The sequence below is a fragment of the Arthrobacter sp. AOP36-F1-5 genome (assembly GCF_058137995.1).
Genome location: NZ_CM176892.1, coordinates 3,331,381 through 3,358,365, shown reverse-complemented (window position 1 = coordinate 3,358,365; position 26,985 = coordinate 3,331,381). Strand labels below are relative to the sequence as shown.

Genomic DNA, 26,985 nt, shown 5'->3' with positions numbered 1-26,985 from the left:
CCGTGGCACTTCTCACCACCGAAGACCACGCGAGCCGACGGGTCGTCGTGGGCCGGATGACGGTCGGGCTGATCGTGGCCGCCATCTTCCTGATCCCCTATGCCGTCATGTTCATCGGGTCCCTGAAGACCCGCTCGGAGATCCTCTCCGTGCCCCCGGACTACCTGCCGCGCGATGGAGCCCAGTGGTCGAACTACCTGACCATGTGGGACACCCCCGAGACCCCGGTGGCCTACAACCTGATCTCCACCGTGGTGATCGCCGTCGCGGCGACCCTGCTGGTGTTGCTGGTGGCCATGCCTGCCGCCTACTACAGCGCCCGGTTCAAGTACCGCGGAAAAATGGCCTTCATGTTCCTGGTCATCGTGACCCAGATGCTGCAGCCGGCGATCCTCACGGTCGGGCTGTTCAAGGAAATGCTGGTCTTCAACCTCTACGACACCTGGTTGGCGATGATCCTGATCAACGCCGCCTTCAACCTGGCCTTCGCCGTGTGGATCATGCACACCTTCTTCGCGGGGGTCCCCAAGGAGGTCGACGAAGCGGCCCAGCTCGACGGCGCCGGAAAGCTCCGGGTGCTGTTCACGGTCAACCTGCCGCTGGTGTGGCCGGGGATCGTCACCGCGCTGATCTTCACCTTCGTCGCCTGCTGGAACGAATTCGCCGCCTCGCTGGTCATCCTGTCCACGGCGGAGAACCAGCCGCTGTCGGTCGCGTTGACCCGCTTCGTGGGACAGTACTCCACCGCATGGCAGTACGTGTTCGGGGTCTCGATCGTCGCGATCCTGCCGGTGATCATCTTGTTCATGCTCATCGAGAAGCGTCTCATCGGCGGCCTGGCCGCCGGGGCGACGAAGTAGCGCCGGGATGACACGCAACGAGCGGCTCAGCTCCATCCTCGCCCTGCTGTCCCAGGACGGACAGGTGGAGGTCGACGAGATCGTGGACAAGCTCGGGGTCTCCCCGGCCACGGCCCGCCGGGACCTGGATTCGCTGGATTCCCAGCGGTTGCTGACCCGCACCCATGGCGGGGCCACGACCAATGCCCTGGCCTACGATCTGCCCGGAAAATACAACAGGGACCCGGCGGCCACCCGCAAACGCTGGATCGGGGCCTACGCGGCCTCGCTGGTCGAAGCAGATATGAGCATCGGGCTCTCCGGGGGCACGACCAGTTCGGCGATCGCCACCGCCCTGGGGCTGAGGGCCGACCTGCAGCAGGAGCCGGCCCGGCCGACCCTGACCGTGGTGACGAATGCGGTGAACATCGCCTCGACGCTGGCGGTGCGCAACCATGTGAAGGTCATGGTCACCGGCGGGGTGCTCAACCCGCGCTCCTACGAACTCGTGGGACCCTTCGCCGAACAGACGCTGGGCCGGGTCACCCTGGATCTGGCCTTCATCGGGGTCGGCGGCCTGCATGCGCAGGCCGGGGCCACCGTGGCCGACGAAGGGGAGGCCGCCGTGAACGAACTCATGGGCGTCCGGGCCCTGCGCAGCTATCTGGTGGTCGACTCCTCCAAGATCGGGGTGCGCTCCTTCGCCTCGGTGGACGGGGATGATCTGCGCCACGTCATCACCGACCCGGGGATCACCGCGCAGCAGCGGCAGCAGTTGGAAGAGAGCGGATACAAGGTCCTCATCGCCCCCGAAACCTGAGCCGGTCGAGACGGTCGCTGTCGGCAACAGTCGCTAGGGTGGAACCATGCATCCCACCACGCAGCCGGCCGCGCCGGGACCCTCCCCCCGTGTGCCGCGGCCCGGCAGGAACGCACGGTTCCTCCCGGGGGCCTTCCGGGTGGGGGATGCGGTCATGGTCCTGGCCTACGTGGTGCTCTTCGTCGCCGGGGCCGCCTCGCTGCTGAGGCTCATCCCGGGCTTCACGGACACCTTCAGCACCGCGGAGACGGCCTCCGCGGCCATGAACTTCATCGTCTACGCCGTGCTGTTCAGCGGGGCCATGATCATGGCCTTCCCCACGCTGAAACACTCCTTCGGCACCTTCGGATCCAACCCCTGGGCCAAGGTGTTCATGATCCCCGGGGCCTGGGTGGCGAACCTGGTGGTCACCACCATCATCATCATGTCCCTGGGCGGGGGAGTGAAGAGCGAGAACCAGCTGGCCATCGAGGGGATGACCACCACGGTCCCCTTCCCGACCATGCTGGTGATGGCGGTGGTCATGGGGCCGTTCGTGGAGGAATACATCTTCCGGCACCTGCTGATCGGCAAGCTGAGCCGCAAACTCAACGTCTGGGTATGCGTGGCCATCTCGATCATCCTGTTCGCCGGCATGCATTTCCTGGGCACGGGCTCCTTCGAGCCGATGGCAGCGGTGCCCTATCTGAGCCTGGGGGCGGTGATCAGCGTCGCCTACGTGCTGACCGGCCGTTCGCTGGCCTACTCCTACCTCATCCACCTGCTGAACAACCTGATCGCCCTGACGGTGGCCTACTACCTGCTTCCCCTGGTGCCCGGGGCATGAGCGAAACCGGCCAGTTCCCGGGGCACCAGCGCGGCTCGGCCGGCTATCGACGCATGATCCTGGCGCTCTTCGCCGCGGGGGTCGCCACGTTCTCCCAGCTGTATTCGGTCCAGGGGGTGCTCCCGGCCCTGGCCCGCTCCGAAGGGATCTCCGAAGCCCGGGCGGCACTGGGGGTCTCGGCCGCCACCCTGGGCCTGGCGGTCTCGGTCATCGGCTGGTCCGCCGTCGCGGACCGGGTCGGACGGCTCAAGGCGATGCAAGGCGCCGTGGTGGCCGCGGTCATCCTGGGCCTGCTGGTCCCGGCCTCCCCGGGCTTCCAGGCCCTGCTGGGACTGCGCTTCCTGGAAGGCGTGGCGCTGGGAGGGATCCCCGCCGTCGCCCTGGCCTACCTCAGCGAGGAAATCCATCCGCTGCATTCGGCCATCGCCGCCGGCACCTACATCTCGGGCACCACGCTGGGCGGGCTCTCGGGACGGCTGGTCGCCGGGCCGCTGAGTGAACTGGTCTCCTGGCGGGTCGGGACCCTGGCCGTGTCCCTGCTGGCTGCCGTGGCCGCGGCGGTCTTCATCGCGTTGGCCCCGAAACCCCAGGGATTCGCCCCCGTCCCGCGCCGCTCCCCGGGCACCCCCGGACTGGGGCGGAAACTATGGACGAACCTGGCCAACGTCCGGCTGCTCGCCCTCTACGCGCAGGGGCTGCTGCTGATGGGCGGCTTCGTGGCCGTCTACAACTTCCTGGGCTTCCGGCTCGAGGCCGCGCCCTTCCTGATCCCCGCCTCGCTGACCTCACTGGTGTTCCTCGCCTACCTCTCGGGGACCTGGTCCTCCCGGCAGGCCGGGCGCCTGGTCGGGAAATTCGGCCGGCTGCCCTCCCTGCTGGGGTCCATCGCCGTGATGGCGGTCGGCCTGCTGGTGACCCTGGTGCCGCATATCGCCGTCGTGCTGGTGGGCCTGGTGATCTTCACGGCAGGCTTCTTCTCGGCCCATGCCATCGCCAGTGGCTGGGTCCCGCTGATCGGACGCACGGGCCGGGCCCAATCCGCCAGCCTCTACAACCTCGCCTACTACACCGGCTCCTCCCTGTTCGGCTGGGCCGTGGGACTGGCTTTCGCCCCCCATGGCTGGGCCGGCGCGGTCCTGTTCGTGCTCCTGCTGCAGGGGGTCGCCGTCGGGGTGGCAGCCATCTTCCTTCGGGCCTCCGGGGCCCGCCGACCCATGACGGGAGCGACGGTCCATGACTGAAGACCGAGACACGACGCCGGATACCGGCACCACCGCCGAGGGCCCGGCCCGCATCCCGGCCCGGCTCGGTCGCACGATCCTGGCCCTGGCCGTTCCTGCCCTGGGCGCCCTGATCGCCGAGCCCCTGTTCCTGATGGCCGACACCGCCATCGTCGGGCATCTGGGGATCAATGAACTCGCGGGCGCCGGACTGGGAACCACGGTGTTGCAGACCGCCGTCGGACTCATGGTCTTTCTGGCCTACTCCACCACCCCCGCCGTCGCCCGCTGGCTCGGGGCCAGGCGTCTGGACCTCGCCCTGGCCGCGGGCCGGGACGGGATCTGGCTGGCCGTGGTCCTGGGGCTCGTGCTGGCCGTGGCGGGCTGGTTCGCCGGGCCCGCACTGCTGGGCGCCCTGGGCGCCGAGGGCCAGGTGTTGGGCTTCGCGCTGGACTACCTGCGCTGGTCCATGCCCGGGTTGCCGGCCATGCTGCTGGTGCTGGCCGCCACCGGGGTCCTGCGCGGGCTGCAGGACACCAGGACCCCGCTGATCGTCGCCGGGGCCGGGTTCGGGGTGAACATCGTGCTGAACTTCTCCCTGGTCTACGGGGCCGGGCTATCGGTGGCCGGTTCGGCCATCGGCACCTCCATCGCCCAATGGGGGATGGCAGTGGTGTATCTGGCGATGCTGGTCCCGCGGCTGCGGGCCGAAGGGGTTCCGTTGCGCCCGCATCCCGGCGGGGTCGTGGGTACCGGCAAGGTCGGCAGCTGGCTGATGCTGCGCACGCTGAGCCTGCGGGCCGGCATCCTGGCCACGGTCTGGGTCGCCACCTCCGACGGGGCGTTGACGTTGGCGGCCCATCAACTGGTGTTCACCATCTTCACGTTGATGGCCTTCGCGTTGGACGCCCTGGCCATCGCCGCCCAGGCGCTCATCGGCAAGGAACTCGGGGCGGGGGACCGGGCCACCGCCTCGGCACTGACCCGGCTGATGACCCGGTGGGGCCTGATCTTCGGGGTGGGCACCGGGGTGGTCCTGGCGTTGGTGGCCCCGGTGTTGGGTGCCGTCTTCACCTCCGATCCCGACGTGCAGCGGGCGGCGGCCATCGGGTTGTGGGTTTTGGCGGCCTCGCAGCCGTTGGCGGGACTGGTCTTCGTGCTCGACGGGGTCCTCATCGGTGCCGGCGACGCCCGCTATCTGGCCCTGGCCGGGGTCATCGCCCTGGTGCTCTACCTTCCCCTGCTGGCCGGTGCCGCCTGGCTGCCCCTGCTGCCGGATCTGCCGATCCTGTGGTTGTGGTGTGCCTTCGGCCTCGGGTACATGGCCCTGCGGGGCGCGACCCTGCTGTGGCGGATCCGCAATGACCGCTGGATGGCCCTGGGCGCACCGGCCTGATCCCGCGCCGTCCCGACCAGAAGCCGGGAAGCCCCCGGGGAGGTGGAGCAGGCCAGCGCCGATTCCCATTAGGATCGTAGGGTGCCTGCCATCCCCACCCCCCCTGAAGAAGCCTCCGCCGTCTGGAAACCAGTCATGTTCCGCGCCGTGGTGGCCACGGCCTTCGGAGCTCTGTCGGTCTTCTGGCAGGATCCCAGCGAAGCGGTGGTGGCCTACCTCTTTGCCGCCTTCCTGGTGCTCAGCGCGAAATCCGTATGGGACTTCGCGGTGGCCCGCATCGTGCCCTTCGCGGTCCGCGGGCTGCTCGGAGGCGCCGCGATCGCCGGGGCGTTCAGCGCGGTCTTCCTGCTCGTGTTCGCCAGCACCACCGCCGCCGTGATCGCCGGGGGACTCGGCCTGGCGGTGGCCGGCCTGCTGGAACTGACCACCTACTTCCGCCATCGGGGGGACCTGGTCCCCGTGCGGGAATTCCTGCTCACCGGTGCCGTTTCGCTGGTCACCGGCGTGCTGCTGCTGGCCTGGCCGGGCCTGGACCAGCATGGGGTCCTCGGGATCGCCGGGGGCGGTTCCATCATCGTCGCGGTCTTCCTGCTCATCGCTGCATTCGGCTACCGGCACGATGCACGCGAGGGAGCCACGGAGCGGTAGACTGGAGTCGTTCCAAATTCTTTCAGGAGGCATCCCCGTGGGTTCCAACCCGTCTCGGCCGAAGACCACATGGCAGCAGAGCATCAAATCGCCGTTGATCTTCGCGCTGGTTGCAGGCATCATCGCCGCAGCGGTCGCGTCCATCTCGGCCACCGGCGGTGGGGACAACCCCCTGCGCGTGGACATCGGACTGATCGCCTTCGGTGTGGCATTCGTCGCCAGCCTGGTGGTCATCTCCGTGCTGGCCATGGCCAGCAAGGAGAACCCGAGTGAACTCAGCGAAGGCTCGGGAGTGAACCGGGCCTCGGATCGACCGACGCAGAAGCAGCCCGGCCAGGAGTAGCCTCCCGGGCTCAGTCGGTGGTCTCCACGCCGTCCTTGCCGTTCCATTCCTCCAGGAACTGTTCGCGCGTCATCTCCGCCAGGTCCTTGCGCAGCAACGCCGCCAGACCTTCGGCCTCGTCGATGTTGTTCCCGGTCACCCGCAGGATCTCGGCATCGTTGTCGAGGCGGCGCACTACGGCGGTGGCCCCCATGACATCGGAGCCGTCGCCGCCCAGGACCGCATCCGCCAGCCCGACGAACCACCGTCCGGCCGCCTTGAACGTGCCGTCCGAGGCATGCTCGAGATCCACCTCGTAGTTCTCCGAGGCATGGTGTTCCTGGGGTTGTTCAGAGGTGTTCACAATCTCTTCCTTTCCGACGCCGGTGCCTGCGACGAGGCCGCTTGCCACCAGTCTAGGGCCGCAGGGCCGCCCGGCGCTGCCGGTAGGCGCGCACATGCTCGCGATTGGCGCAGTTCCCCGTCTGGCAGTACCGCTTCGACCGGTTCCGCGAGAGGTCCAGGACCGCTGCCTCGCAGCCCGTCCCGGCACAGATGCGCAGACGCTGCTTCTCCCCCGAGCGCAACACATCCACGATGGCCATGGCCGCCTCGACGGCCATCCGTTCGGCCAGGGGCGCCGCCGGACTGGTGGCATGCAGATGGTAGTCCCAGTGGTCGTGCTTGACCAGCTGCGGCAAGGCGCGGGCATTGCGCAGGATGTTGTTCACGATGACCACCGCCTCGTCCTCCTCGGCGATCCACAGGGCGCGCAGGGTCCCGCGCAAATGCCTGACGCTGCGTAGCTCGGCCTCGTCGTGGGCCCTGGCACCAGTGTATTCCTCCCGGGCCACGAACTCGTCCAGGTCGGCGCCGGTGCGCAGCCCATCGATCTCGGGCAGCGCCGTATTGAGGAGGTTCACGACCGTCTGCAACGACGTTTCCGTGTCAGGGGCAAACTTCATATGACTCCTTTTACCTCGCATGAACCCGGCGGCGTATAGTATGTCACTAGTATACGGAGTTTTACTCCTGATGCCGCTGAAGCCCGGAGGCCGGGCTTCGAACCCATCCGCAACGACCCCCGAGGAGCAGCATGACCGAGCAGGTCAGGACCCGGTCCGGCGCCGTGTCCCGCCCGGGGGTCCCGGGGGTGTGGATCGCGCTGTTCTCCTCGGCGGTCTTCGGGATCTCCGGCTCCTTTGCCAGCTCGCTGCTCGAGGCGGGGTGGAGCAGCGGGGCGGCCGTGGCCGCCCGGATGTTCGGTGCCTTCCTGGTCCTGCTGGTCCCGGCCGTGCTGACCCTGCGCGGGCGGTGGCGTTCGGTGCCCGCGAACTGGAAGCCCATCCTGCTCTTCGGGGTCTTCGGGGTCGGCGTCTGCCAATTCGCCTTCTTCCAGGCCGTCGGCCGCCTGAGCGTGGGGGTGGCCCTGCTGCTGGAGTTCATGGCGCCGGTGCTCATCGTCCTGGTCCTCTGGGCCAACAGCCGGCGCATGCCCAAACCGCTGACCATCATCGGGACGCTGCTGTCCCTGGGTGGGCTGATGCTGGTGCTGGATCTGGCCGGAGCGCAGACGATCGACTTCATCGGGGTGCTCTGGGGGCTCGGCGCCGCGGTCGGGCTGGCGGTGTACTTCTTCGTTACGGCCAAGGCCAATGAGTCGCTGCCGCCGCTGGTGCTGGCCACCGGGGGGCTGCTGGTGGGGGCCCTGCTGATGCTGGTCTTCGGGGTGAGCGGTCTGCTGCCGTTCACGGCGACCTTCGGCCGGGTCGGGTTCGCCGGTTTCGAAACCAGCTGGTGGGTCGCACTGGCCGGGCTGGTCCTGCTGTCCACGGTACTGGCCTATGTCTCGGGGATCATGGCCGCCCGGGCGCTGGGCTCGAAGGTCGCCTCGTTCATCTCGCTGACCGAGGTCCTCTTCGCCGTGCTGTGGGCCTGGCTGCTGTTGGGGCAGCTGCCGGCACCGGTCCAACTGCTGGGAGGCGCCGCCATTGTGGCCGGGGTCCTGCTGGTACGCGCCGACGAGCTCAAAACCCCCTGACTGGGCCCTTTGTGGCCCACGCCGGAAACTGTTCCCCGCGGCCGGGCGGAGCCGCGGCCCGGTGCGGCCAAGGACCCTTGACCCAGCCCCGATCCGGGTTCACACTGGTTGCACATGGCGCAGTGTCGCGCACCATGCGCAACAATCGACAGCAGGTCGGCGCCGGGGGGCCAGATCAGGGAGTGATCATGTCCGAGACCATTGATACCGGTGCCTTCCATTCATCCACCACGGGGTCCCTCGTCAATCCGCATCCCGCGGTGACCCTGTATACCCGGCTGCGCAAGTCGCCGTACTTCTGGAAATCCCGTGAACACGGGGTGGCCGCCTACAGCGTCTACAACCACACGTACCACCCCCGCCACTACGGGGATCCGGTCTCCGAATACTGGTCGCTGCTGACCGATGTCACGCTCTGGGACGTCGGGGTCGAACGACAGCTGGAAATCAGTGGTCCCGACGCGTTCGCCTTCACGAACTACCTGATCCCGCGCGATCTGCATCAATGCGCCGTCGGGCAGTGCAAATACGTCTTCATCACCGCGGCCGACGGCGGGATCATCAACGATCCGATACTGCTCCGGGTCGAGGAGGACAGGTTCTGGCTCTCGCTGGCCGATAGCGACGTCCACCTCTGGGCGATGGGTCTGGCCCATGCCGGCGGATGGAACGTGTCGGTGAAGGAAGTCGACGTGGCCCCGATCCAGATCCAGGGCCCCAAGGCCAAGGCCCTGATGGCCGACCTCTTCGGCGAGGACATCCTGGACCTCGGATACTACTATCTGACCCGTAGGATGCTCGGAGACCTCTCGGTCGTGGTCTCCCGCACCGGCTACACCGGGGAAACCGGATATGAGATCTATCTGGAGAACGCCAGCCGCGACGGCGGCAAGCTCTGGGATCTGGTCTGGGATGCCGGACAGGCCCACGACCTACGCGTCATCGGCCCCTGCCACATCCGCCGCATCGAGGCCGGCATGCTCGCCTATGGATGCGACATCACCCTGGACACCAACCCGTTGGAGGTCGGCTACGACTACAACTGGATGATCAACCTGGACCAGCAGGCGGATTTCGTGGGCAAGGAGGCCCTGCGCGGGATTCGTGCGGCGGGCGCCAAGCGGCTGATGGTCGGCCTGCGGATCGACGGTCCACCCATGGGCAGCTACAACGACGGTTCCATGATCGAACACTTCCCGGTGTCCGAGGCCGGGGGCGACGAACTCGGCCGGGTCACCAGCGCCTGCTTCTCCCCGCGGCTGGAGGCGAACATCGGACTGGCCATGGTCCCGATCGGCCTGAGCGCCGAGGGGACCACCATGGTGGTGCACACCCCCGAAGGCGCCCGGCAAGGGACCGTGGTGCGCAAACCCTTCATCGACCCGACCAAGGAGACGCCGAAGGCCTGATGGGCCACCGACCCGGAACCGTCAGGAGGAGCCGTGGACCAGCAGAAGCCGCCGGCACCATCGCGGCAAGCCCTGCTGGTAGCGTGAGCGCCATGACGGCACCGAGTGAACGCATCGCCAGGGGAAGCATCCAGTCCGTCGATCGGGCCGCCCTGATCCTGGAGTTCCTTGCCACCGAAGGGGCCAGCACCGTCAGCGCCGTCGGCCAGGAACTCGAGGTGCACAAGTCCACGGCCTTCAGGATCCTGAACACGCTGGCCGGGCACGGTCTGGTCGAGCAGCGCTCCGACAGCACCGAGTACCAGCTGGGCCACGGCCTGGTCCGACTGGCCCAAACCGTCCCGACGACCGCCAGCTTCAGCCCGCAGGTGCACCAGGCGTGCATCTGGCTGGCCGCGGAATGCCTGGAAACGGTCACGTTGAACGTCACGGAGGCGGGGGAATCGGTGACCATCGACCAGATCCTTCCCGCGTCCTCGGTGGTGGGGCGCAGCTGGCTGGGGCGCCGCACCCCGCTGCACTGCACGTCACCGGGGAAGGTCTCGCTGGGCTTCCAGTCCGCCTCGGATCGTGAGCGGCTGCTGCGCCGGTCGTTGAAACGCTTTACCGACTCCACGATCACCGACCGTGCGGTGCTGGCCGAGGAAATCAGAACGACGGCGCAGCGCGGCTATGCACTCTCGCTGGAGGAGTTCGAGGCGGGATTGACCTCCGTGGCGGCACCGGTCTTCGGGGCGGACGGGCTCATGGTAGCCCAGATCGGTGTCGCCGGCCCCTCCTACCGGTTGGGAGGGGACGCGCTGGAGATGACGATCGCCCTCGTCCAGGAAGCCGGCCGCCGGGCCTCCGTCTAGGGGCCTCAGGCGGTTTCGAAGGCCGGGTAGGAGACCTCGTAGCCGAGCCGTTTGAGTTCGGCAACGATCTCCACCTTATGGTCCTGGCCCTTGGTCTCGACCTTCACCCCGATCTGCACCTCGGTGGCCGCGAGCCCGCTGGTGGTGCGGTCGTGTTCGACGTTCACCACATTGCATTCGGTACGCGCCAGCACGGTCAGCAGTTCGACCAGCGACCCCGGCCGGTCCGGGACGCGGACGATCATCTGCATGAAGCGTCCCGCCGCCACGAGGCCATGCTGCAGCACCCGGTTCAGCACCAGCGTGTCGACGTTCCCGCCGGAGAGCACGACGACGACGGGCCCCTCCAGATCCCCGCCCCCTTCGAGCACGGCGGCGACGCCCGCCGCCCCCGAGGGCTCGACGACCAGTTTGGCCCGCTCGCTCAGCAGCAGCATCGCCTCGCCGATCTGCTCCTCCGTCACCGTACGGATCTCGGCGACATGATCGCGCACGATGCCCAGGGTGAGTTCGCTGGGCGAAGGCACCGCGATCCCGTCGGCAATGGTGGACATCTTGTCCAGGCGGACCGGGGCTCCTTCAAGCAGTGACGCAGGGAAGGCGGCGGCCCCTTCGGCCTGCACCCCGATGACCCGGGCCCGGGATCCCGAGAGGTGCACGGCAGTGGCGACCCCGGCCAACAGGCCCCCGCCCCCGGTGGGGACGATGATCGTCCCGACGTCGGGGACCTGCTCCAACACCTCGAGGCCCAGGGTGGCCTGGCCGGTCACGATATCGACGTGGTCGAACGGGGGGATGAAGACGCGTCCACTGGTGGCGGCCTCCGCCTGGGCGAACTCGATGGATTCGGCGAGGTCGCCACCGGCCAGGCGCACCTCGGCACCGTAGGCGCGGGTGGCCGTCACCTTGGGCAGGGCCGCCCCCACGGGCATGTAGACCAGGCAATCAATCCCCAACTCGCGGGCGGCCAGGGCCACCCCCTGGGCATGGTTGCCCGCGCTGGCGGCAATGACCCCGCGTCGGCGTTCGTCCTGGCCGAGCGCCGAGAGCCGGGTGAAGGCCCCGCGCAGTTTGAAGGAGCCGGTCCGCTGCAGATTCTCGCATTTGAGGAACACCGGCACCCCGGCGAGGTCGCTGACCGAGGAGCTGGTTTCGATCGGCGTGCAGGCTGTCACCCCGCTGAGCAGTTCCCTGGCCTGTTTGATGTCGGACAGGGCGATCGGCGAGACGCCGTCGTTGACCGGACCCGATGCGCACATGATGAAACTCCTCCACCTCGAAGAACGGAACTCCCGAAGGCCAGGGGTCGACTCGTCCGCAGGAGCGGGGGACCAGGAGGTCGGATGCTCGGATCTTCGGCACCCGCGCCCTGGCCGACGTGGATCCACCCACCTCGTTCGGGAGTAATCCCCTTCACCATAAATCAAATATTTGGGGTGCGCGAGAGCCCCGGCCCGCCGACGGCCAGCCGGCGTCCCCGGTGGGTCGTTCAACATCACACACCCCCACCCTTGATAGGGCATAAAGACGTGACTAAACTAAGTAAGGTAAACCTAATAAATAATTAGGGTTCCGTTTCAACAGTGGGGAGTGCACATGACTGAGGTACAGGAACTAGCAGCCTTCGTCCATCAAGCAGACTCGGCCAGGATGTCGGCCGCGGCGCGCGAGCAGCTGAAGATCCATGTCCTGGATACGCTCGGGGTCGCGATCGGGGCCCTCGACGCCGAACCCATCTCCTCGATCCGGGGCCTGTTGGAGGATCTGGGAGGCACCGAGCAGGCCACCATGATCGGAGGCGGGAAGTCCACTGCCGAACGGGTGGCCTTCTTCAACTCGGCACTTTCACGCTATTTGGACTTCATGGATTCGTATCTGGCCCCCAAGGAGACCAACCACCCTTCCGACAACCTGGGCGCGGCGCTCGCCGCGGCGGAAATGGCCGGGGCCAGCGGCAAGACCTTCCTGGACGCCCTGGCGGTCGCCTACCAGGTCCACACCCGCCTCTCGGATGTCGCCCCGGTCCGGGACAAGGGCTTCGACCACACGACCCAAGGGGCCTACGCGGCCGCCGCATCCGCCGCCAAGGCGATGGGCCTTACGGCGGAGCAGACGGCCAACGCCATCGCAATGGCCGGCACCGCCAACAACGCCCTGCGGGTGACCCGGACCGGGGACCTCAGCCATTGGAAGGGTCTGGCCTACCCGCACGTCGCGAAGGAAGGGACCTGGTCGGCACTGCTGGCTTCACGCGGGATCACCGGCCCGGCCCAGGTCTTCGAAGGCAATAAGGGCTTCAAGGAAACCATCGCCGGCGATTTCAGCATCGACTGGTCGGTCGAGGACCTGGAAAGCGTGCTGCGCACGATCATCAAGAAGCACAATGCCGAAATCCATTCGCAGTCCGCGCTGGAGGCCGCCCTGGACATCCGCAGCCAGGAAGGCTTCGACGCCGCCAAGGTGGGTTCGGTCCGTCTCCGGACCTTCGATGTCGCCTGGAACATCATCGGGGGTGGGGAGGAAGGCGATAAGCGCAACATCACCACCAAGGAGGAAGCCGACCATTCCCTGCCGTGGATGCTCGCCGTCGCCCTGTTGGATGGTGAGGTTACCCCCGGGCAGTACACCCCCGAGCGCATCGTCGCCCGGGACGTCCAGGATCTGATGGGCCGGGTGGAGATCAGCGAGGACCCGGAATTCTCCCGGCGTTTCCCGCAGCACATGCCGGCGGACCTGGAAGTCATCCTGGCCGATGGAACCCGCTTGCATTCGGCCCGGGATTCCTACCAGGGCTTCCACGACGACCCATTGGATTGGGAGGGGGCACGAGAGAAGTTCGATGCCCTCGCCGCACCCTTCGCCAGCCACGAGCTGCGCGACAGCATCGCCGAGACGGTGCACACCATCGACGAACACCAGGTCACGGATCTGACCGTCTTGCTGGCCCAGGTCGGCACCCGGCGGTCCAGTACACCCTCGAGCCCGAATCGGCGCGAGTTTTCTCAGGAGACAGCATGACCAACCAGATTGCCCAAGACGTTTCATTCAACTTCGTTCCCCGGGCGTACCGTCCGGCGAAGCCGCGCACCACGGGACTGACCGAGATCCGCGCCCCCTACTACTCCACCTTCGGCACCCGCCATCTGCAGGACGTCTTCGACGTGGCGGGCCCCTGGGTGGACGGCATCAAATGGGCGGGCGGCTCCTTCGCCCTGGTGCCACCCGAACAGGTCAGGAAATTCAGCGACATCGCCCACGACCACGGATCCTACGTCTCCTCCGGGGGGTGGATCGAGACCGTGCTGCGCTACGGGAACGACGCCGTGGACCAGTATCTGAAGGAGGCCAAGGACGTGGGGTTCGACACCATCGAAATCTCCACCGGCTTCATCATGCTCAACACCACCGGGCTGCTACGTCTGGTCGAAAAGGTCACCCAGGCGGGTTTGAAGGCCAAACCGGAGCTGGGCATCCAGGTCGGTTCCGGAGGGGACTCCGGGGAGGCGGAACTGGCGGCGGAGTCGATGAAGGACATCGGCGACCTGACGGACCGTGCCACCCGGTGCCTGGAGGCCGGGGCCGAGATCATCATGATCGAATCCGAGGGCATCACCGAGAACGTCGATGAATGGAACACCGGTGCCGCCGCATCCATCATCAACTCGGTGGGGCTGGAAAACGTGATGTTCGAGGCTGCCGACGGACCGGTCTTCGAGTGGTACATCAAGAACTACGGGAACGAAGTGAACCTGTTCGTGGACCACTCGCAGATCCTCCAGCTGGAGGGCCTGCGGCAGAACATCTGGGGCAACAAGTCCACCTGGGGGCGTGTCATCAACCCGGCCCCCTAGGCCCCGGAAGGAAATCAACACCGTCGGCGCATGGCCAGGCCATGCGCCGGCGGTGCTTTTTTGCCCCGGGTGATCTCCGAGACGTTCCCTGTCCGGGGAGCCGGAGCGGTGGGATCATGGGGGTAGGCCATCGATGACGATGGTTCGTTCGGCCCCGGCCTCCCGACCGGAGCCATGAAATGGAGGTACGCCATGACCGACCCGAAGTCCCTGCCCGAAAGCGATCCGCGCCGGCACACCATGCAGGTTCGTTCCCGGCTGACGGAGCTGGCCGAGCATCTACGCGAGGACGTCGACAAGGTCGACGAACCGCGCTTCAAGGCCCTCTTCGAAACATCCGCCGAAGTCCTGGCCGGTTTGGAGAAGGCCTTCGCGGGCTACGAGGAGAAGTCGGGCAACGCCTGGCGCTAGAGCCGTGATGTCTCAGGCCGGGCCGCGAGGAGTTCGCGACCCGGCCTTCGCTGTGCCAGCGGTGGTGAATTGGTCGATCAGTGTCCGGGCGTCCTCGAGCCGACCGTCGAGCTGCACCCCTGCGTCCTCGAGGGACAGGCCGTCGTAGAGGACCCGCACCCATGCGGATGAGTCGGCATCGACCCGGGCGGTCGCCACCGCGTTGACTCCCCTCCTTCCCTGCGGCCGCAGGAGCCGCCGGCGGTCTCCTACTGCGTGACGATTGCCCTGGCCGGGGTGTTCATGCTCCGCGGGGCAGCAATTAAAAAGGGCAGCGGAGCCCGTTCGGCAGGGAACGGACTCCGCTGAGCAGCGGCTGCGAGGGCGCCTGCCCCGTGGTGTCTAGTCCGCGGTCCTCAGGAATTCCACATGTTCCTCGTAGTGGTCGAGGCAGTCGTGGATCAGCTGGGTGTTGGAGAAGCCCATCACGTCGTAGTCCTGCCCGCCGGCGGACAGGTGGACCTCCAGCCGGGCGTATTGGTCCCTGCTCCCGACCATCCGGCCGCCGTAGGCCGGCACCGGAACGAGCTCGAATTGCACCCGGTAGACAAACGGGTCCGACGAGGCGTTGGTGGTCAGCTGTACTGCCGGCCTCTCGCCCTCTTCCACCGATACCCGGGCGGGCACGCCGCGCTCGTTGAGCTCTTTGGAGACCTCCTGCAAGGCAGGGAGCACCAGGTCCCGGAGATCTCGTCGAGCATCATCGGGGCTCACGAAGTTGGTGACCCTGGACAGTCGCGTCTTCCAGGTTTCGCGGCCTTCGAACCGTGCCGCCAGGATATGGGCCCGGGTGCCGGTGGTCGTATCGGCCCTGCGGCCCTCCACCCGCAACGCCTTCCACAGACTGATCATCACCAGGATCAAGACGATCGAGAACGGCAGGCCCATGATGATCGTGGCGTATTGCAGCGCGGTGATCCCGCCGACCAGAAGCATGCCCATCGTCAACAGGCCGGTGGTCCCGGCCCAGGTGATGCGCAACCAGGGGGCACAATCCTCCTGGACGCTCCGCAGGCGCGACGACAGGTTGCCCATGACCAGGGCGCCGGAGTCGGCGGAGGTGACATAGAACAGCAGGCCGACCAGGACTGCGACGGCAATGACCACCCCGGAGAGCGGGTACTGCTGCAGGAGGTTGAAGAAGCCCAGGCCGCTGCCCGATGCTGCCGTGTCGGCGAACTCCGTATCCCCGCCACGAACGCGGGACAGGGCGGCGTTTCCGAAGATCGATACCCACATCACGATGTAGCTGAAGGGAATGACCATGGTGCCGAGGACGAACTGGCGGATCGTCCGACCGCGCGAAATGCGGGCCAGGAACATGCCGACGAAGGAAGCCCAGGCGACCCACCAGGCCCAGAAGAACAACGTCCACAGCGACATCCATTCGTCGACGTCGTTGAAGGCGAAGGTCTGCAACGTCATGCCCGGGAACATGCTGATGAAGTCTCCGACGTTCATCACGATCGCATCAAGCAGGAAACGGGTGTTTCCGGTGACCAGGACCCAGCCGGCCAGCGCGATGGCCAGGATCACGTTGAGTTGGGAAAGGAAGCGAATGCCCTTGTCGACACCTGTGGTCGCCGAGATGGCTGCCATGATCACGGCCAGGACCACCAGTCCGACTTGCGCCGCCGTTCCGATGGCGATGCCGAAGATGATGTTGAGTCCGGCATTGAGCAGCACCACGCCGATGCCCAGGCTGGTCGCGACGCCGAAGATCGTCCCGAGGACGGTGGCGGTGTCCACGGCGTGACCGAGCACGCCGTTGATGCGTCGCCCGAAGAGCGGGAAGAGGGCCGAACGGACGGCGAGCGGCAGATTCAACCGGTAGGCGAAGTACCCCAGGGCCATGCCCATCAACGCGTACATGCCCCAACCGGTGATTCCGTAGTGGAACAGGGTCCAGAAGGTTCCTTCCCGCGCGGCATCAATGGTTTCGCCCTGGCCGACCGGCGGGTTCAGGTACTGCGAGACCGGCTCGGAGACGGAGAAGAACATCACGTCGGTGCCGATGCCTGCGGCGAAGAGCATCGCGGCCCAGGCGAACGTCGAATACTCGGGGCGGGAATCGTCGGGTCCCAGTCTGATGTGCCCGAACCGGGACATCCCCAGGTAGATCACGAAGACCAGGATGACGGTGGCCAGCAGGATGTAGAACCAGCCGAAACTGGTGGAGACGAAGGCGACCAGTTCACCGATGACTGCCTCGGCTTGATCCGGCGCGGACAGGGTCCAGATCGCGACGGCAAGGACCCCGACGAGCGAGGCGATGAAAACCGGCCACCTGACCGGCGCCGAACCCTTGGGCGGCTCACCACCGGATTCGCTGTCGGCCTGGTCTGCAGGTGCCGGATGTAGATCGCTCATCGCGTTTTTGGCGCTCCTCAAGTCGGGTTATTCGATGGATCACGCGCCCCATGGCCCGGAGATAGCCCGGGCCGACGCTTAGGACACGTTAACACGGGGCTTTGTCACATATCCACAAAACGGCATACGAGCGGTCCAAAACACGCCCATGCCTGCCGGGGCCGCCGGAGGCTAGACCAGCTCCAGGACGACCTTTCCTCGAGCCCGACGGGTCTGCACCTTTGCCAGGGCCTCCAGGGCCTCGTCGAACGGGTACACCCGCTCGAGTTCGAGGTGGACCCGTCCGGAGGCGATCCGGGTCATGAGTTCACCGAGCTCCGTCCGGACGTCGAGCTGGTAGGGGAGCCCGGTCAGGTGGGCCCCGCGCTCGGATACCAGCGGGTCACCGGAAATCGAGACCAGGGTCCCGCCGTCCCTGAGCACTGGCAGACTGTCCGCCGTCGTGCCGGGTTGGACTGCCATCACGGCCGAAACCCCTCCGGGCATCCAGGCCAGCACCTCTTCGCGCCATCGGGAGTCGTGGTAGTCGACGGCCTTTTCAACCCCGATCGACTGAAGGTAGCCGTGGTTGGCAGCCGATGCCGAGGCGGCGACCCGCAAGCCCCGCTGACGGGCCAGTTGGATGGCGAACGTGCCGATGGCCCCGGATCCGCCGGCGATAAAGAGTGACCCACCTGACGGGACATCGGCCACGGTGTGCAGCGCCTTCAACGCAGTGTTCCCGGCCACCGGAACAGCCGCTGCCGCAACGAAACTCATGCCCTGGGGTATCGGCAGGATCATTGATTCCGCCTTCACTGCGGTCCACTGGGCCCACGTGCCTCCGCCCGGCTGCATGGCGCTGACGAAGGACACGCGGTCGCCGACGGCATGGCTTGTGACGTCGTTGCCGACTTCCTCGACGACGCCGGCCGCCTCGATCCCGATGGGGTAGGGGTACTGGGCGTCCCCGGGCAGGAAATAGGAATCGTGGATCCCGACGCCAATGGCGTGCACACGCACCAGCAGTTCGTCGGAGCCGATCCGTGGAACCGGCACGCGGGCCGGTTCCACGGTCTGGGCATCACGATGTGGAAGGACGAAGGCCTTCATCGTGTTGATGTCCTGCATGTTCGACTCCTGTTTCTCCTCGTTCTCAGTCTTGGTGACCCGAGGATGGTGGTGTTGTGGGCGATGTCCCCGGCTGGGTCGCGCCGTCGCCCTCCAGGGTTCCGTCCTCGTCCTGACTCCTGTCGGGCACCGGGGTCTTGGGCGAGGGGTTCATGGCCACCGTGGTGCGCAACGGGGCGCCGCGCACGATGGCGATGGCGATGACAGAGACGGCGGCGATCATGGCGGCGATCATGAAGATCGGGCCGAACGCATCGGCGTAGGCATTGTGGAACACTTCCTGAACCGGTGCGGGCAACCCGCTGATATCCAGTTCGGTGTCCCCGCCTCCTGCTGACATGGCGCCGGCGGGAATGCCTAGCTTTTCGAGGCCTTCGGAGATGTTGGTGCTGACGCGGCTCGTCAACACGGCGCCAAGGATGGAGACGCCGATGGCCCCGCCCAAGGAGCGGAAGAAGGCGATGGCCGCTGAGGCCGCACCGACCTCGGTGACGTCGACCGTGTTCTGCACGGCCAGCACGACGTTCTGGACCAGAGTGCCGATGCCCAGACCCATGAGGGCCATGAAGATCGCGACGTAGAGGTAGGAGGTGTCGTGGTTGATGGTGCCCAAACCGACGAGGCCGATGAGCATGATGACGCTGCCGATCATCATCACCGGCTTCCACCGTCCGATCCGCGTGACGATGAGTCCGCCGATCATGGCTGAGAGCGTCTGGCCGAGGATCATCGGAATGGTCATCAGGCCAGCAGCTGTGGGCGTGCGCCCGTCACCGAGCTGGAAGTACTGGGTCAGGAACACGCCGGAACCGAACATGCCGACACCGGCACCGACGCTGGCGACGATCATCCACGCAGCAGTGGGGTTGCGCAGCACCCGGATGGGGATTATCGGCTCGGGGGCCCGCAACTCGACGATCACCGCCAAGACGGCGGCGATGAGGAAGGCGGCCAAGAAGACGCCGGACTCCCAGGAGATCCAGTCATACTCGCTCCCGGCGAAGGTCACCCAGAGCATCGGAATGGCGGCCGATACGGAGACCAGGATGGCGCCGAGGTAGTCGATGCTGAGGTTGGCACGCTTGATGGTCGGCAGATGGAGCTTGAGTTGAAGCAGGATCAACGCGACGACGGCCAAGGGGACGCTGACGAAGAAGGTCCAGCGCCAGTTCAGGGAATCGGTGATGACCCCACCGATCAGCGGCCCGGACACCGTGGCCACGGCCATGACGGCACCCATGTAGCCGGCGTAGCGTCCACGTTCACGAGGGGCAATGATGGAGGCCATGATCGACTGCACCAGCGCCATGAGCCCGCCCATGGCCACGCCCTGGACCGCGCGAGCGGTCATCATCAAGGTGATGGTCGTGGAGAGTCCGGCGGCGATGGAGCCTGCCACGAACATGATGATCGCGATCTGCGCCAGGGTCTTTTTGTTGAAGAGGTCCGAGAGTTTGCCCCAGATCGGGGTGGCGATTGTCATCGCCAGCAGGCTGGCGGTGATGACCCAGGTGTACTGACGCTGGGTGCCGTCCAAATCGGCCATGATGGTGGGCAGTGCTGTGGACACGATGGTGGTGGAGATCATCGCGGTGAAAAGTGCGGCGAGCAGACCGGTCATCACCTGGAGGATTTCGCGATGCGAATACTCCCGTGGTTCTTCGGTGTTGATTGCTGCGGTGGTGGAGGTGGAGGACGTCATCCCATCAACTCGCTTCCGGTGTCGGAGGTGGTTAGCTTGTCGGCCCCGTGGGGTCCATGAAGTTCGGGGTCCCTGGTGATTTCTTCCAGGTGCAGGTTCAGGCGTTGCAGGAGGTTGATGGCCTGTTCGGCGTCCTCCGTGGACCAGTCGGTCAGGGAGGCGGCGAACCGGCGTACGGCGTGCGTTTCACTGTCGGTGAGCTTCGTTCGCCCGTGGTCGGTGATGGAGATGAGCTGGGCCCGGGCGTCCTCGGGATCGGGGCGGCGCCCGACCAGTCCGTCGGCTTCCAGACAGTCCACGGCCCGCGAGGCCACGGGTGCCGAGACGAAAAGCTGGGACGCCAGCTCACCCAAACGGGCGTCACGGTGGCGCAGATGCTGCAGGAATCCGAACCTGGTCCCCGTGAAGCTCTGGTCCTTATTGCGTTGGCCGGCCAGGCGGAAAGTCCGACTGGTCTGCACCATTTCCGAGAGGATCTTGCCGGCTTCTTGGTCATTGATCACTATTGGCTCCTTGCGTTGCTACCGGACCACGATAACTTACTTGTTTAGGGTAAGCAAACAAGTTGCCGCGTCGGAAAATGCTGGCACAAAGCCCTGGAAGGGAGGGCCCCGGCTACTTCCCGAAGCCGCGCAGACGCAGGCTGTTCAGGACCACCAGCACCGAGCTGGCCGCCATGGCACCGCCGGCGATCATGGGGTTGAGCAGCCCCAGGGCGGCGACCGGGATGCCGATCGTGTTGTAGAGGAACGCCCAGAACAGGTTCGTCCTGATGATGCCCAGCGTTCTGCGGGAGAGCTCGATCGCCTGCGGGATCTGGGCCAGGTCGTTGCCCATCACGGTGATGTCCGCCGCTTCGATGGCCACGTCGGTTCCCGAGCCCATGGCCAGTCCCAGGTCCGCCCGGGCCAGGGCCGGGGCGTCGTTGACGCCGTCGCCGACCATCGCCACCACGGCGCCGGTGGCCTGCATTTCGGCCACCTTGTCGACCTTGCCCGCCGGCAGGACCCCGGCGAAGACGTCGGCCGGGTCGATGCCGACCGAGGCGGCCACCTGGGCGGCCACCTCCTGGTTGTCCCCGGTCAGCAGCATCGGACGCAAGCCGAGGGAGCGCAGGCGTTTGATCGCTGCCGGGGAGGATTCGCGGACGGTGTCGCGCAGCCCGATCACTCCGATGGCGGAGCTGTCCACGGCCACCAGCACCGCCGTCGTGCCTTGTTTCCGGGCCGAGGACAGGGCGGTGAGCGAGGCGGCGTCGGGCGCGGTCCCGTTGTCCTCCAACCACGCGGGTGAACCCACGATCACGACGGAGGAACCCACGGTGGCGCGGACTCCGCCTCCGGGGGAGGAGGTGAAGGCGGAAATGGTACCGGTGGCGCGGCCGGCCGCGGTGATGGCCTGGGCGATCGGATGCTCGGACCCGGATTCGGCGGCCCCGGCGAAGGCGAGGATGGTTTCCCGGTCGACGTCGGCGGTGGCGATCACGTCGGCCAAGGCCAGCCGGCCTTCGGTGACGGTTCCCGTCTTGTCCAGCAGGACGGTATCGACCCGGCGGGTGTCCTCCAGGACCTGGGGCCCGCGGATGAGGATGCCCAGCTGTGCACCCCGTCCGGTACCCACGAGCAGGCCGATGGGGGTGGCCAGACCCAGGGCGCAGGGGCAGGCGATGACCAGGACGGATACCGCCGCGGTGAAGGCCGACTGGAGGTCCCCGGACAGGGCGAACCACAGGATGAACGTGACCACGGCGATGGCCAGCACGATCGGGACGAATACCGCCGAGATCCGGTCGGCCAGCCGGGCGATCGGCGCCTTGCCGGTCTGGGCATCGGAGACCATCCGGCCCATCTGGGCCAGCGTCGTCTCCGCGCCGACCCGGGTGGCCCGGACCAGCAGCCGGCCCGAGGTGTTGATGGTGGCGCCGGTGACGGTGTCCTCGGGGCCGACGTCGGTGGGGGCGGATTCACCGGTGATCAGCGAGGTGTCGATGGCCGATTCCCCCTCGAGGATGTAGCCGTCGGTGGCGATCTTCTCCCCGGGGCGCACGACGATCTCATCGCCGGGAACCAGATCCGAGGCGGGGATGCGCACTTCGGCACCGTCGCGCAGCACGGTGGCGTCCTTGGCGCCCAGGCTCAGCAACGACTGCAGGGCATCGCCCGCGGTGGTCTTGGCGCGGGCCTCGAGCCACCGGCCCAGCAGTAGGAAGGTGGCCACGACGCCGGCCGTTTCGAAGTAGAGCTGGTGGTCGGACATGCCCATCCCGGTCTCGGCGGTCATGGCCGGGTCCAGGAGCAGCTGCCACAGGGAGAAGAGATAGGCGGCCAGCACGCCGATGGAGACCAGGGTGTCCATGGTGGAGGAGAAGTGCCGGGCGCTGACCGCCGCGGCCCGGTGGAACGGCCAGGCCGACCACCAGGTCACCGGGGTCGCCAAGACCAGGGCCACCCAGCCCCAATGGGGGAACTGCAGGGCGGGGACCATGGAGATCAGGAACAGCGGAATGGTGAAGATCGCCCCGCCGATCAGCCGCGGACGCAGGTCCTCGGCGCTTCCGCCGTGGTTCAGGTGATCGGGGCCTTCGCCGGGGTCGCCCGGGTGGTCCTGCGCATCGGACTCGGGGTGGTGGTGTGGATCCTGCCTGACCGAGGCGCCGTAGCCGGCGGCCTCGACCGCTGTGAGCAGGTCCGCGTCGCTGACCGAGGCCGGGGCGGTGACCCGCGCTGATTCCAGCGGCAGGTTCACGCTGGCTTCCACGCCCTCGATCTTGCCCAGCTTGCGCTCGATCCGTGAGACGCATGAGGCGCAACTCATCCCCTGGATGTCCAGGTCCAGGACCCGGGCTTCAGCGGTGGTGCGGTCGACGTGCTGTTCCATGGTGATGCTCCTGGCGGGGACGACTTAGGTGTTCGTGGGGACGAGGGCGTAGCCGGCCTCGGTGACGGCCTCCTGGAGGCTCGCTTCACCGAGCGGCCCGGTGGACTCGATGCGTGCGGTGGAGACTCCTCCGGCGACGAGATCGACCTCGACGCCGGTGATGCCCTCGATCTCCGAGAGTTCCTCGGTGACGGAGGCGACGCAGTGGGTGCAGGTCATGCCCGTGATGCTGATGGTGGTGCTCACTTATGCTCCTGTTCGGGGGTCAGCGGAGGAGGCGGCCGATAGCGGCCGAGGCCTCGCGGACCTTGTCGTTGACGATTTCCGGGTCACCGGTCTCCAGCGAATCCTGGGCGGCCCCGACGACGCAATGGCCGATGTGCTCCTCGACCAGGCCGAGGCTGACCTTGTGCAGTGCCGCGTTGATCGCCGAGATCTGGGTGAGGATATCGATGCAGTACTTTTCTTCGTCCACCATCCGTGCGATCCCGCGGACCTGCCCTTCGACGCGGCCCAGCCGCTTGAGCAGGGCCTGTTTATCGGCGGTGTAGCCGTGCTCGCGATGTTCGTCTGCTGGCTGGCCAGCGGTCGGCAAGGTGGTGTCCATGACGCCAATTTATACCCCCCTAGGGTATCTGGTCAAGTACCCCATAGGGGTATGGGGACCCGGGGTGACGGCGGTGCATGGACGCCGGGGTGTCCAGGATCGCGGTGCCGCGTCGTGCGGAGTGGGACCGCAAACGAGCCGCCAGGCATTGCTATGCTGACCTGCGTGACATCCACCCAGCTTTCGGTCCGCCAGATTCCCGCAGCCGACCACCTCGCGCACCTTGCTTCATTTCCAGAGACCAGCTTCATGCAGCTCCCGGCCTGGGCCGGGGTCAAGAGCGAATGGCGCGCCGAGTACCTCGGCTGGTTTGATCCACAGGGCGCCCTGCGGGCGTCGGTGCAGGTGCTGCACCGCCCGGTCCCGGTCCTGAAGTACACCTTGGCCTACCTGCCCGAGGGGCCCGTTGCCGATTGGTCCGTACTGGATCCGACGGATATCACCACGCCGATGCTGGCCCATTTCAAGGCCAGCCGGGTGTTCCTGGTCCGCATGGGCCCGCCGGTGATCACCCGGAGCTGGGGGACGGCCGCCGTCCGGAAGGCCCTCGCAGCCGGCGGATATTCATTGGTGACCGAGCTCGAACCTCTGCAGGTCGATGACCGGGCCGCCGCGCTCGCCGAGCAGTTGCGCGGACTGGGCTGGACCAAGCAGGAGGTCAGCGAGGACTTCACCGCCGGACAGCCCGAGTTCTCGGGACGGATCCCGTTGATCTCAGCCGACGGCCAGGCGCTGGACCTCGACGGGGTGCTGGCCCAGATGAACCAGAACTCCCGGCGGCAGGCCCGCAAGGCGGCCGCCGGTCCGCTGGAGATCCAGGTCGGGGGGATCGCCGACATCGAACGGTTCCACGCGTTGTCCCAGGAAACGGCCGAACGTGATGGTTTCACCGGGCGTCCGGCGAGCTACTTCACCACCATGATGAAGGCCCTGAACGCCCACGCGCCAGGCACCTTCACGGTCTACTTCGCCGTCCACGAGGGGCGGGACCTGGCTGCGGCCATCCGAGTCCGCACCGGACAGGGTGCCTGGTACACCTATGGGGCCTCCTCGAGCGCGGAGCGCAAACTCTATGCCCCCAAGGCGCTGATCCACCGCATGATCACCGATTCGCTGGCGGAAGGATGCACGTTCCTGGACCTCGGCGGGGTCTCTGCGACGCTGGACAACGAACACCACCTGGCCGGCCTGACGCAGTTCAAGACCACCCTGGGCTGTGATGTGGTGCAGACGCTGGGGGAGTGGGACTACCCGCTGAACAAGGCAGTGGCCGCGGCGTTCAATCTTTATATGCGCCTGCGCGACCGGGGCTGAGCCTCCGCCGCTGCCGAGGGGGTACCGCCCGCCGGAGTTCGGGCATATGGTGGCGCCATAGCGACCGAGACCTGGAGGCAGCAATGGGCGATTACCGTGCATACACCGATGCGGAGAAGGCCGCCTACGTGGCTCCGGCCTGTGATTCCTGCGGCCAGCATCGACATGTCGTCTGGGAGGACACCGGATCGGCCGAGGCGCACTGGATCCGCAGGGATGCGGGGTGCTCCAACGAGGCCTGCACCGCCTGAGCTACCCGCTCCGGGCAGCGGCTCCACCGTTCGCGGACGGTGGAATTCCTTCCGGCGGTGATCAGCCGTCGCATTCCTTGCAGATCATCATGCCGTCCTTCTCGCGGGACAGCTGAGACCGGTAGCGAACTAGGAAGCACTCACCACAGGTGAACTCGTCCTGGGCCTGTGGACGCACCTGGACGACGAGCTCCTCGTCGATGATGGCTCCGGGCAGTTCGTCGCCATCAAGGGGCTCTTCCTCGTCCAGCTCCTCGACCGCGGTCTTCTTGTTGGGCGCGTCAATCTGCTTGACCTGCTTGAGGGTTTCCTCGTCACGTTCGGCAACGTCGGGACGGACCTCATCGTATTCAACAGCCATGTGTTTCTCCTGAGCATTCAACGGATCGAAAGCGACATGGTAGGCGACGGGAAGTGGCCGACACAAGCCGGGTTTCATGGGCAGGGGTCTCGGCGGGGACGTGGGTGGTCCCCCCGGGTCCTGCCGCCGGCGGCCTGCGGTGCAGGCTGCCGGCGGCAGGATCAGACGCCTGCCGGTTCCGGGACCTTTTCGGACTCCTCGGGCGTCGCCTCGAACAGGGGGCGACGACGAATGGTCAGGGTGACGGCACCGGCGGCCACGGCGGCCAGCGCGCCGATCAGGAAGCACAGGCTGAAGGCGTCCTGCGTGGGGACCGGGGTGGTCCCCGGGGACAGCGTGACCGAATTGCTGGTCAGGACGATGGCCATCACCGCGGCGGCGCTGGTGGTGCCGATGGAGCGCATCAGGGCATTGACGCCCACCCCGGATCCGGCCTCGGCGGCCGGCAGGTTGTCCATGACGAGCATCGGCATCGCCGCGTAACCGATGCCGATGCCGGCGCAGGCGATGCAGGAGGCGAGCATGAGCTGCCAGGGGGCGTCGGTGAGCAGGAACGCGAAGCCGTAGCCGGCGGCCATGACGAAGGCCCCCAGGGCCAGCGTCGTGCGCCCGCCGAACCGCGTCATCAACCCGGCCGAGATCGGTGAGAACAGCAGCATCATCAGTCCGCCCGGTGCCATCCAGAGGCCCGCTTCCAGGACGCTCTGGCCCAGGCCGAAGCCGGTGGAGGAGGGCATCTCGAGCAGCTGCGGGATCACGATGGACTGGGCCATCATGCCGAAGCCCATCAGGACCGCGGCGATGTTCGTGAGCAGGACCGGGCGGCGGGCCGTGGAGCGTAGATCCACCAGCGGTTCGTCATGCCGGAGTTCGTAGACCCCCCCACAACGCCAGCACCAGCAGGCCGCCGACGATCGCGCCGAGGGTTCCGATGGAGAGCCAGCCCCAGTCGTTGCCCTTCGAGACGCCGACCAGGATGCCGACGATGCCTGCCGCCAGACCCAGGGCGCCGATGGCGTCGAAGGTGGCGGGGTGCTGGATGGCCCGGTGGGGCAACGCCGTGGCGGAGAGCACGGTGACCACGAGGCCCAGTCCGGCCGTCAGCCAGAAGAGGGCGTGCCAGTTGTATTCCTGCGAGATCCACGCGGCCAGGGGCAGGCCGAGGGCGCCCCCGACGCCCAGGGTCGCGCTGATCCCGGCCACCGCGGCATTCCTCATCCGGGGAGCCGAGAGTTCGCGGGCGAAGCTGATGGCCACCGGGATGTATCCCATGGCCAGTCCCTGCAGGACCCGGCCGATGACCACGAGGATGAAGGCGTTGGAAACGGCGGCCACGAGCGAGCCGAGCAGCAAGGTGAGCGCGGAGACCACCAGAACGGGTTTCCTGCCCTTGATGTCGGCCAGGCGGCCGGCCACCGGCATGGCGACGGCCCCGCCCAGGAGCGTGGCGGTGACGACCCAGGCGGCGTTGCTCCCGGAGGTGTCCAGCAAGGCGGGCAGGTCCGGCTGGATCGGGATGACCAGCGACTGTGTGAGGGCCGCACAGAGGCTTGAGAAGCCGAGCACGACGACCGCCAGCAGGGGATGCCGGGCCATGCCCGAGGATTCTTCCTGGGGGGTGTTGACGGTGGACGTTGATTCTTCCATGTACTTCTTTCGTTGCGTGGGCCCGACCCCACCTGGGTGTGTAAGTTACATAAGCTAAGATATGTAGAAT

28 protein-coding genes and 1 pseudogene are annotated in these 26,985 nt (G+C 67.0%); 15 read left to right on the top strand and 14 right to left on the bottom strand.

What is annotated here, in order from left to right; all coding sequences use genetic code 11:
* The first annotated feature begins 2 nt into the window (after nucleotides 1-2).
* The 7 genes from AC3ZI9_RS15490 (at nucleotide 3) to AC3ZI9_RS15460 (ending at nucleotide 6,092) form a co-directional block, all read left to right on the top strand.
* Entirely contained in the window at nucleotides 3-860 is an 858-nt protein-coding gene (locus AC3ZI9_RS15490; RefSeq protein WP_444554800.1) for a carbohydrate ABC transporter permease, read from the top strand.
* A gap of 7 nt (nucleotides 861-867) precedes the next feature.
* Complete coding sequence (locus AC3ZI9_RS15485) at nucleotides 868-1,659, top strand: DeoR/GlpR family DNA-binding transcription regulator (protein WP_444554799.1); 792 nt, start codon at nucleotides 868-870, stop codon at nucleotides 1,657-1,659.
* Between the two features lie 46 nt (nucleotides 1,660-1,705).
* Complete coding sequence (locus AC3ZI9_RS15480) at nucleotides 1,706-2,485, top strand: CPBP family intramembrane glutamic endopeptidase (RefSeq protein WP_444554798.1); 780 nt, start codon at nucleotides 1,706-1,708, stop codon at nucleotides 2,483-2,485.
* Nucleotides 2,482-3,726, top strand: a complete 1,245-nt coding sequence (locus AC3ZI9_RS15475) for an MFS transporter (protein ID WP_444554797.1) — start codon at nucleotides 2,482-2,484, stop codon at nucleotides 3,724-3,726. The genes AC3ZI9_RS15480 and AC3ZI9_RS15475 overlap by 4 nt, the downstream gene beginning before the upstream one ends.
* Nucleotides 3,719-5,101 carry an MATE family efflux transporter gene (locus AC3ZI9_RS15470; RefSeq protein WP_444554796.1) on the top strand — a complete coding sequence of 461 codons (1,383 nt, stop codon included), beginning with the start codon at nucleotides 3,719-3,721 and terminating at the stop codon, nucleotides 5,099-5,101. The genes AC3ZI9_RS15475 and AC3ZI9_RS15470 overlap by 8 nt, the downstream gene beginning before the upstream one ends.
* Nucleotides 5,102-5,182: 81 nt before the next feature.
* The gene (locus AC3ZI9_RS15465) at nucleotides 5,183-5,749 is read left to right on the top strand and encodes a DUF308 domain-containing protein (protein WP_444554795.1); all 567 of its coding nucleotides are present in this window, start codon (nucleotides 5,183-5,185) and stop codon (nucleotides 5,747-5,749) included.
* Between the two features lie 37 nt (nucleotides 5,750-5,786).
* Nucleotides 5,787-6,092, top strand: a complete 306-nt coding sequence (locus AC3ZI9_RS15460; RefSeq protein ID WP_444554794.1) for a hypothetical protein — start codon at nucleotides 5,787-5,789, stop codon at nucleotides 6,090-6,092.
* A 10-nt stretch (nucleotides 6,093-6,102) separates the two neighbouring features.
* Here AC3ZI9_RS15460 and AC3ZI9_RS15455 read toward each other — a convergent pair whose 3' ends face one another.
* A complete protein-coding gene (locus AC3ZI9_RS15455) occupies nucleotides 6,103-6,435 on the bottom strand; it encodes a hypothetical protein (protein WP_444554793.1) in 333 nt (110 codons plus the stop codon).
* Nucleotides 6,436-6,487: 52 nt separating this feature from the next.
* Nucleotides 6,488-7,036, bottom strand: coding sequence for a CGNR zinc finger domain-containing protein (locus AC3ZI9_RS15450; protein ID WP_444554792.1), 549 nt, complete (start codon nucleotides 7,034-7,036; stop codon nucleotides 6,488-6,490).
* 131 nt (nucleotides 7,037-7,167) lie between these two features.
* Between AC3ZI9_RS15450 and AC3ZI9_RS15445 the strand changes: the two genes are divergently transcribed.
* The 3 genes from AC3ZI9_RS15445 to AC3ZI9_RS15435 all read left to right on the top strand — a co-directional run bounded on the left by AC3ZI9_RS15445 (nucleotide 7,168) and on the right by AC3ZI9_RS15435 (nucleotide 10,375).
* The gene (locus AC3ZI9_RS15445) at nucleotides 7,168-8,112 is read left to right on the top strand and encodes an EamA family transporter (protein ID WP_444554791.1); all 945 of its coding nucleotides are present in this window, start codon (nucleotides 7,168-7,170) and stop codon (nucleotides 8,110-8,112) included.
* A gap of 188 nt (nucleotides 8,113-8,300) precedes the next feature.
* A complete protein-coding gene (locus AC3ZI9_RS15440) occupies nucleotides 8,301-9,521 on the top strand; it encodes a glycine cleavage T C-terminal barrel domain-containing protein (protein WP_444566092.1) in 1,221 nt (406 codons plus the stop codon).
* A gap of 92 nt (nucleotides 9,522-9,613) precedes the next feature.
* A complete protein-coding gene (locus AC3ZI9_RS15435; RefSeq protein ID WP_444554789.1) occupies nucleotides 9,614-10,375 on the top strand; it encodes an IclR family transcriptional regulator in 762 nt (253 codons plus the stop codon).
* Between the two features lie 5 nt (nucleotides 10,376-10,380).
* Here the strand turns inward: AC3ZI9_RS15435 and ilvA are convergent, their stop codons facing one another.
* A complete protein-coding gene (ilvA, locus tag AC3ZI9_RS15430) occupies nucleotides 10,381-11,634 on the bottom strand; it encodes a threonine ammonia-lyase (protein ID WP_444554788.1) in 1,254 nt (417 codons plus the stop codon).
* Nucleotides 11,635-11,971: 337 nt separating this feature from the next.
* Between ilvA and AC3ZI9_RS15425 the strand changes: the two genes are divergently transcribed.
* From AC3ZI9_RS15425 to AC3ZI9_RS15415, 3 genes are all read left to right on the top strand, one after another.
* Nucleotides 11,972-13,393 carry an MmgE/PrpD family protein gene (locus tag AC3ZI9_RS15425; RefSeq protein WP_444566091.1) on the top strand — a complete coding sequence of 474 codons (1,422 nt, stop codon included), beginning with the start codon at nucleotides 11,972-11,974 and terminating at the stop codon, nucleotides 13,391-13,393.
* Nucleotides 13,390-14,226, top strand: coding sequence for a phosphosulfolactate synthase (locus AC3ZI9_RS15420; RefSeq protein ID WP_444554786.1), 837 nt, complete (start codon nucleotides 13,390-13,392; stop codon nucleotides 14,224-14,226). Before AC3ZI9_RS15425 ends, AC3ZI9_RS15420 begins: the two co-directional genes overlap by 4 nt.
* A 192-nt stretch (nucleotides 14,227-14,418) precedes the next feature.
* Nucleotides 14,419-14,637 (top strand): hypothetical protein, encoded by a 219-nt coding sequence (locus AC3ZI9_RS15415; RefSeq protein ID WP_444554785.1) that lies wholly within the window; start codon nucleotides 14,419-14,421, stop codon nucleotides 14,635-14,637.
* Between the two features lie 12 nt (nucleotides 14,638-14,649).
* Here AC3ZI9_RS15415 and AC3ZI9_RS15410 read toward each other — a convergent pair whose 3' ends face one another.
* The 8 genes from AC3ZI9_RS15410 to AC3ZI9_RS15375 form a co-directional block, all read right to left on the bottom strand.
* The gene (locus tag AC3ZI9_RS15410; protein ID WP_444554784.1) at nucleotides 14,650-14,835 is read right to left on the bottom strand and encodes a hypothetical protein; all 186 of its coding nucleotides are present in this window, start codon (nucleotides 14,833-14,835) and stop codon (nucleotides 14,650-14,652) included.
* A 183-nt stretch (nucleotides 14,836-15,018) separates the two neighbouring features.
* Nucleotides 15,019-17,046, bottom strand: a complete 2,028-nt coding sequence (gene betT, locus AC3ZI9_RS15405; protein WP_444554783.1) for a choline BCCT transporter BetT — start codon at nucleotides 17,044-17,046, stop codon at nucleotides 15,019-15,021.
* A gap of 171 nt (nucleotides 17,047-17,217) precedes the next feature.
* A complete protein-coding gene (locus AC3ZI9_RS15400) occupies nucleotides 17,218-18,156 on the bottom strand; it encodes an NADP-dependent oxidoreductase (protein ID WP_444554782.1) in 939 nt (312 codons plus the stop codon).
* Nucleotides 18,157-18,181: 25 nt separating this feature from the next.
* Nucleotides 18,182-19,858, bottom strand: coding sequence for an MDR family MFS transporter (locus tag AC3ZI9_RS15395; RefSeq protein WP_444554781.1), 1,677 nt, complete (start codon nucleotides 19,856-19,858; stop codon nucleotides 18,182-18,184).
* On the bottom strand, nucleotides 19,855-20,361 hold the full coding sequence (locus AC3ZI9_RS15390; protein ID WP_444554780.1) for a MarR family winged helix-turn-helix transcriptional regulator: 507 nt from the start codon (nucleotides 20,359-20,361) through the stop codon (nucleotides 19,855-19,857). The genes AC3ZI9_RS15395 and AC3ZI9_RS15390 overlap by 4 nt, the downstream gene beginning before the upstream one ends.
* A 112-nt stretch (nucleotides 20,362-20,473) precedes the next feature.
* The gene (locus AC3ZI9_RS15385; protein WP_489923723.1) at nucleotides 20,474-22,735 is read right to left on the bottom strand and encodes a heavy metal translocating P-type ATPase; all 2,262 of its coding nucleotides are present in this window, start codon (nucleotides 22,733-22,735) and stop codon (nucleotides 20,474-20,476) included.
* A gap of 24 nt (nucleotides 22,736-22,759) precedes the next feature.
* Complete coding sequence (locus AC3ZI9_RS15380; protein WP_444554778.1) at nucleotides 22,760-22,981, bottom strand: heavy-metal-associated domain-containing protein; 222 nt, start codon at nucleotides 22,979-22,981, stop codon at nucleotides 22,760-22,762.
* Nucleotides 22,982-23,000: 19 nt separating this feature from the next.
* Complete coding sequence (locus tag AC3ZI9_RS15375; RefSeq protein WP_444554777.1) at nucleotides 23,001-23,342, bottom strand: metal-sensitive transcriptional regulator; 342 nt, start codon at nucleotides 23,340-23,342, stop codon at nucleotides 23,001-23,003.
* 165 nt (nucleotides 23,343-23,507) lie between these two features.
* Here AC3ZI9_RS15375 and AC3ZI9_RS15370 point away from each other — a divergent pair, with 165 nt between their 5' ends.
* Entirely contained in the window at nucleotides 23,508-24,656 is a 1,149-nt protein-coding gene (locus AC3ZI9_RS15370) for a lipid II:glycine glycyltransferase FemX (RefSeq protein WP_444554776.1), read from the top strand.
* Nucleotides 24,657-24,739: 83 nt separating this feature from the next.
* Entirely contained in the window at nucleotides 24,740-24,907 is a 168-nt protein-coding gene (locus tag AC3ZI9_RS15365; RefSeq protein ID WP_444554775.1) for a hypothetical protein, read from the top strand.
* Nucleotides 24,908-24,968: 61 nt separating this feature from the next.
* On the opposite strand, the gene AC3ZI9_RS15360 is transcribed toward AC3ZI9_RS15365, so the two are convergent.
* The 3 genes and pseudogenes from AC3ZI9_RS15360 to AC3ZI9_RS15350 all read right to left on the bottom strand — a co-directional run bounded on the left by AC3ZI9_RS15360 (nucleotide 24,969) and on the right by AC3ZI9_RS15350 (nucleotide 26,915).
* Nucleotides 24,969-25,268 (bottom strand): DUF4193 family protein, encoded by a 300-nt coding sequence (locus tag AC3ZI9_RS15360; RefSeq protein ID WP_444554774.1) that lies wholly within the window; start codon nucleotides 25,266-25,268, stop codon nucleotides 24,969-24,971.
* Between the two features lie 161 nt (nucleotides 25,269-25,429).
* Nucleotides 25,430-26,122, bottom strand: a pseudogene (locus AC3ZI9_RS15355) (MFS transporter); the annotation flags it as partial.
* A 4-nt stretch (nucleotides 26,123-26,126) separates the two neighbouring features.
* Complete coding sequence (locus tag AC3ZI9_RS15350) at nucleotides 26,127-26,915, bottom strand: MFS transporter (RefSeq protein WP_444554773.1); 789 nt, start codon at nucleotides 26,913-26,915, stop codon at nucleotides 26,127-26,129.
* Between the last annotated feature and the right edge of the window lie 70 nt (nucleotides 26,916-26,985).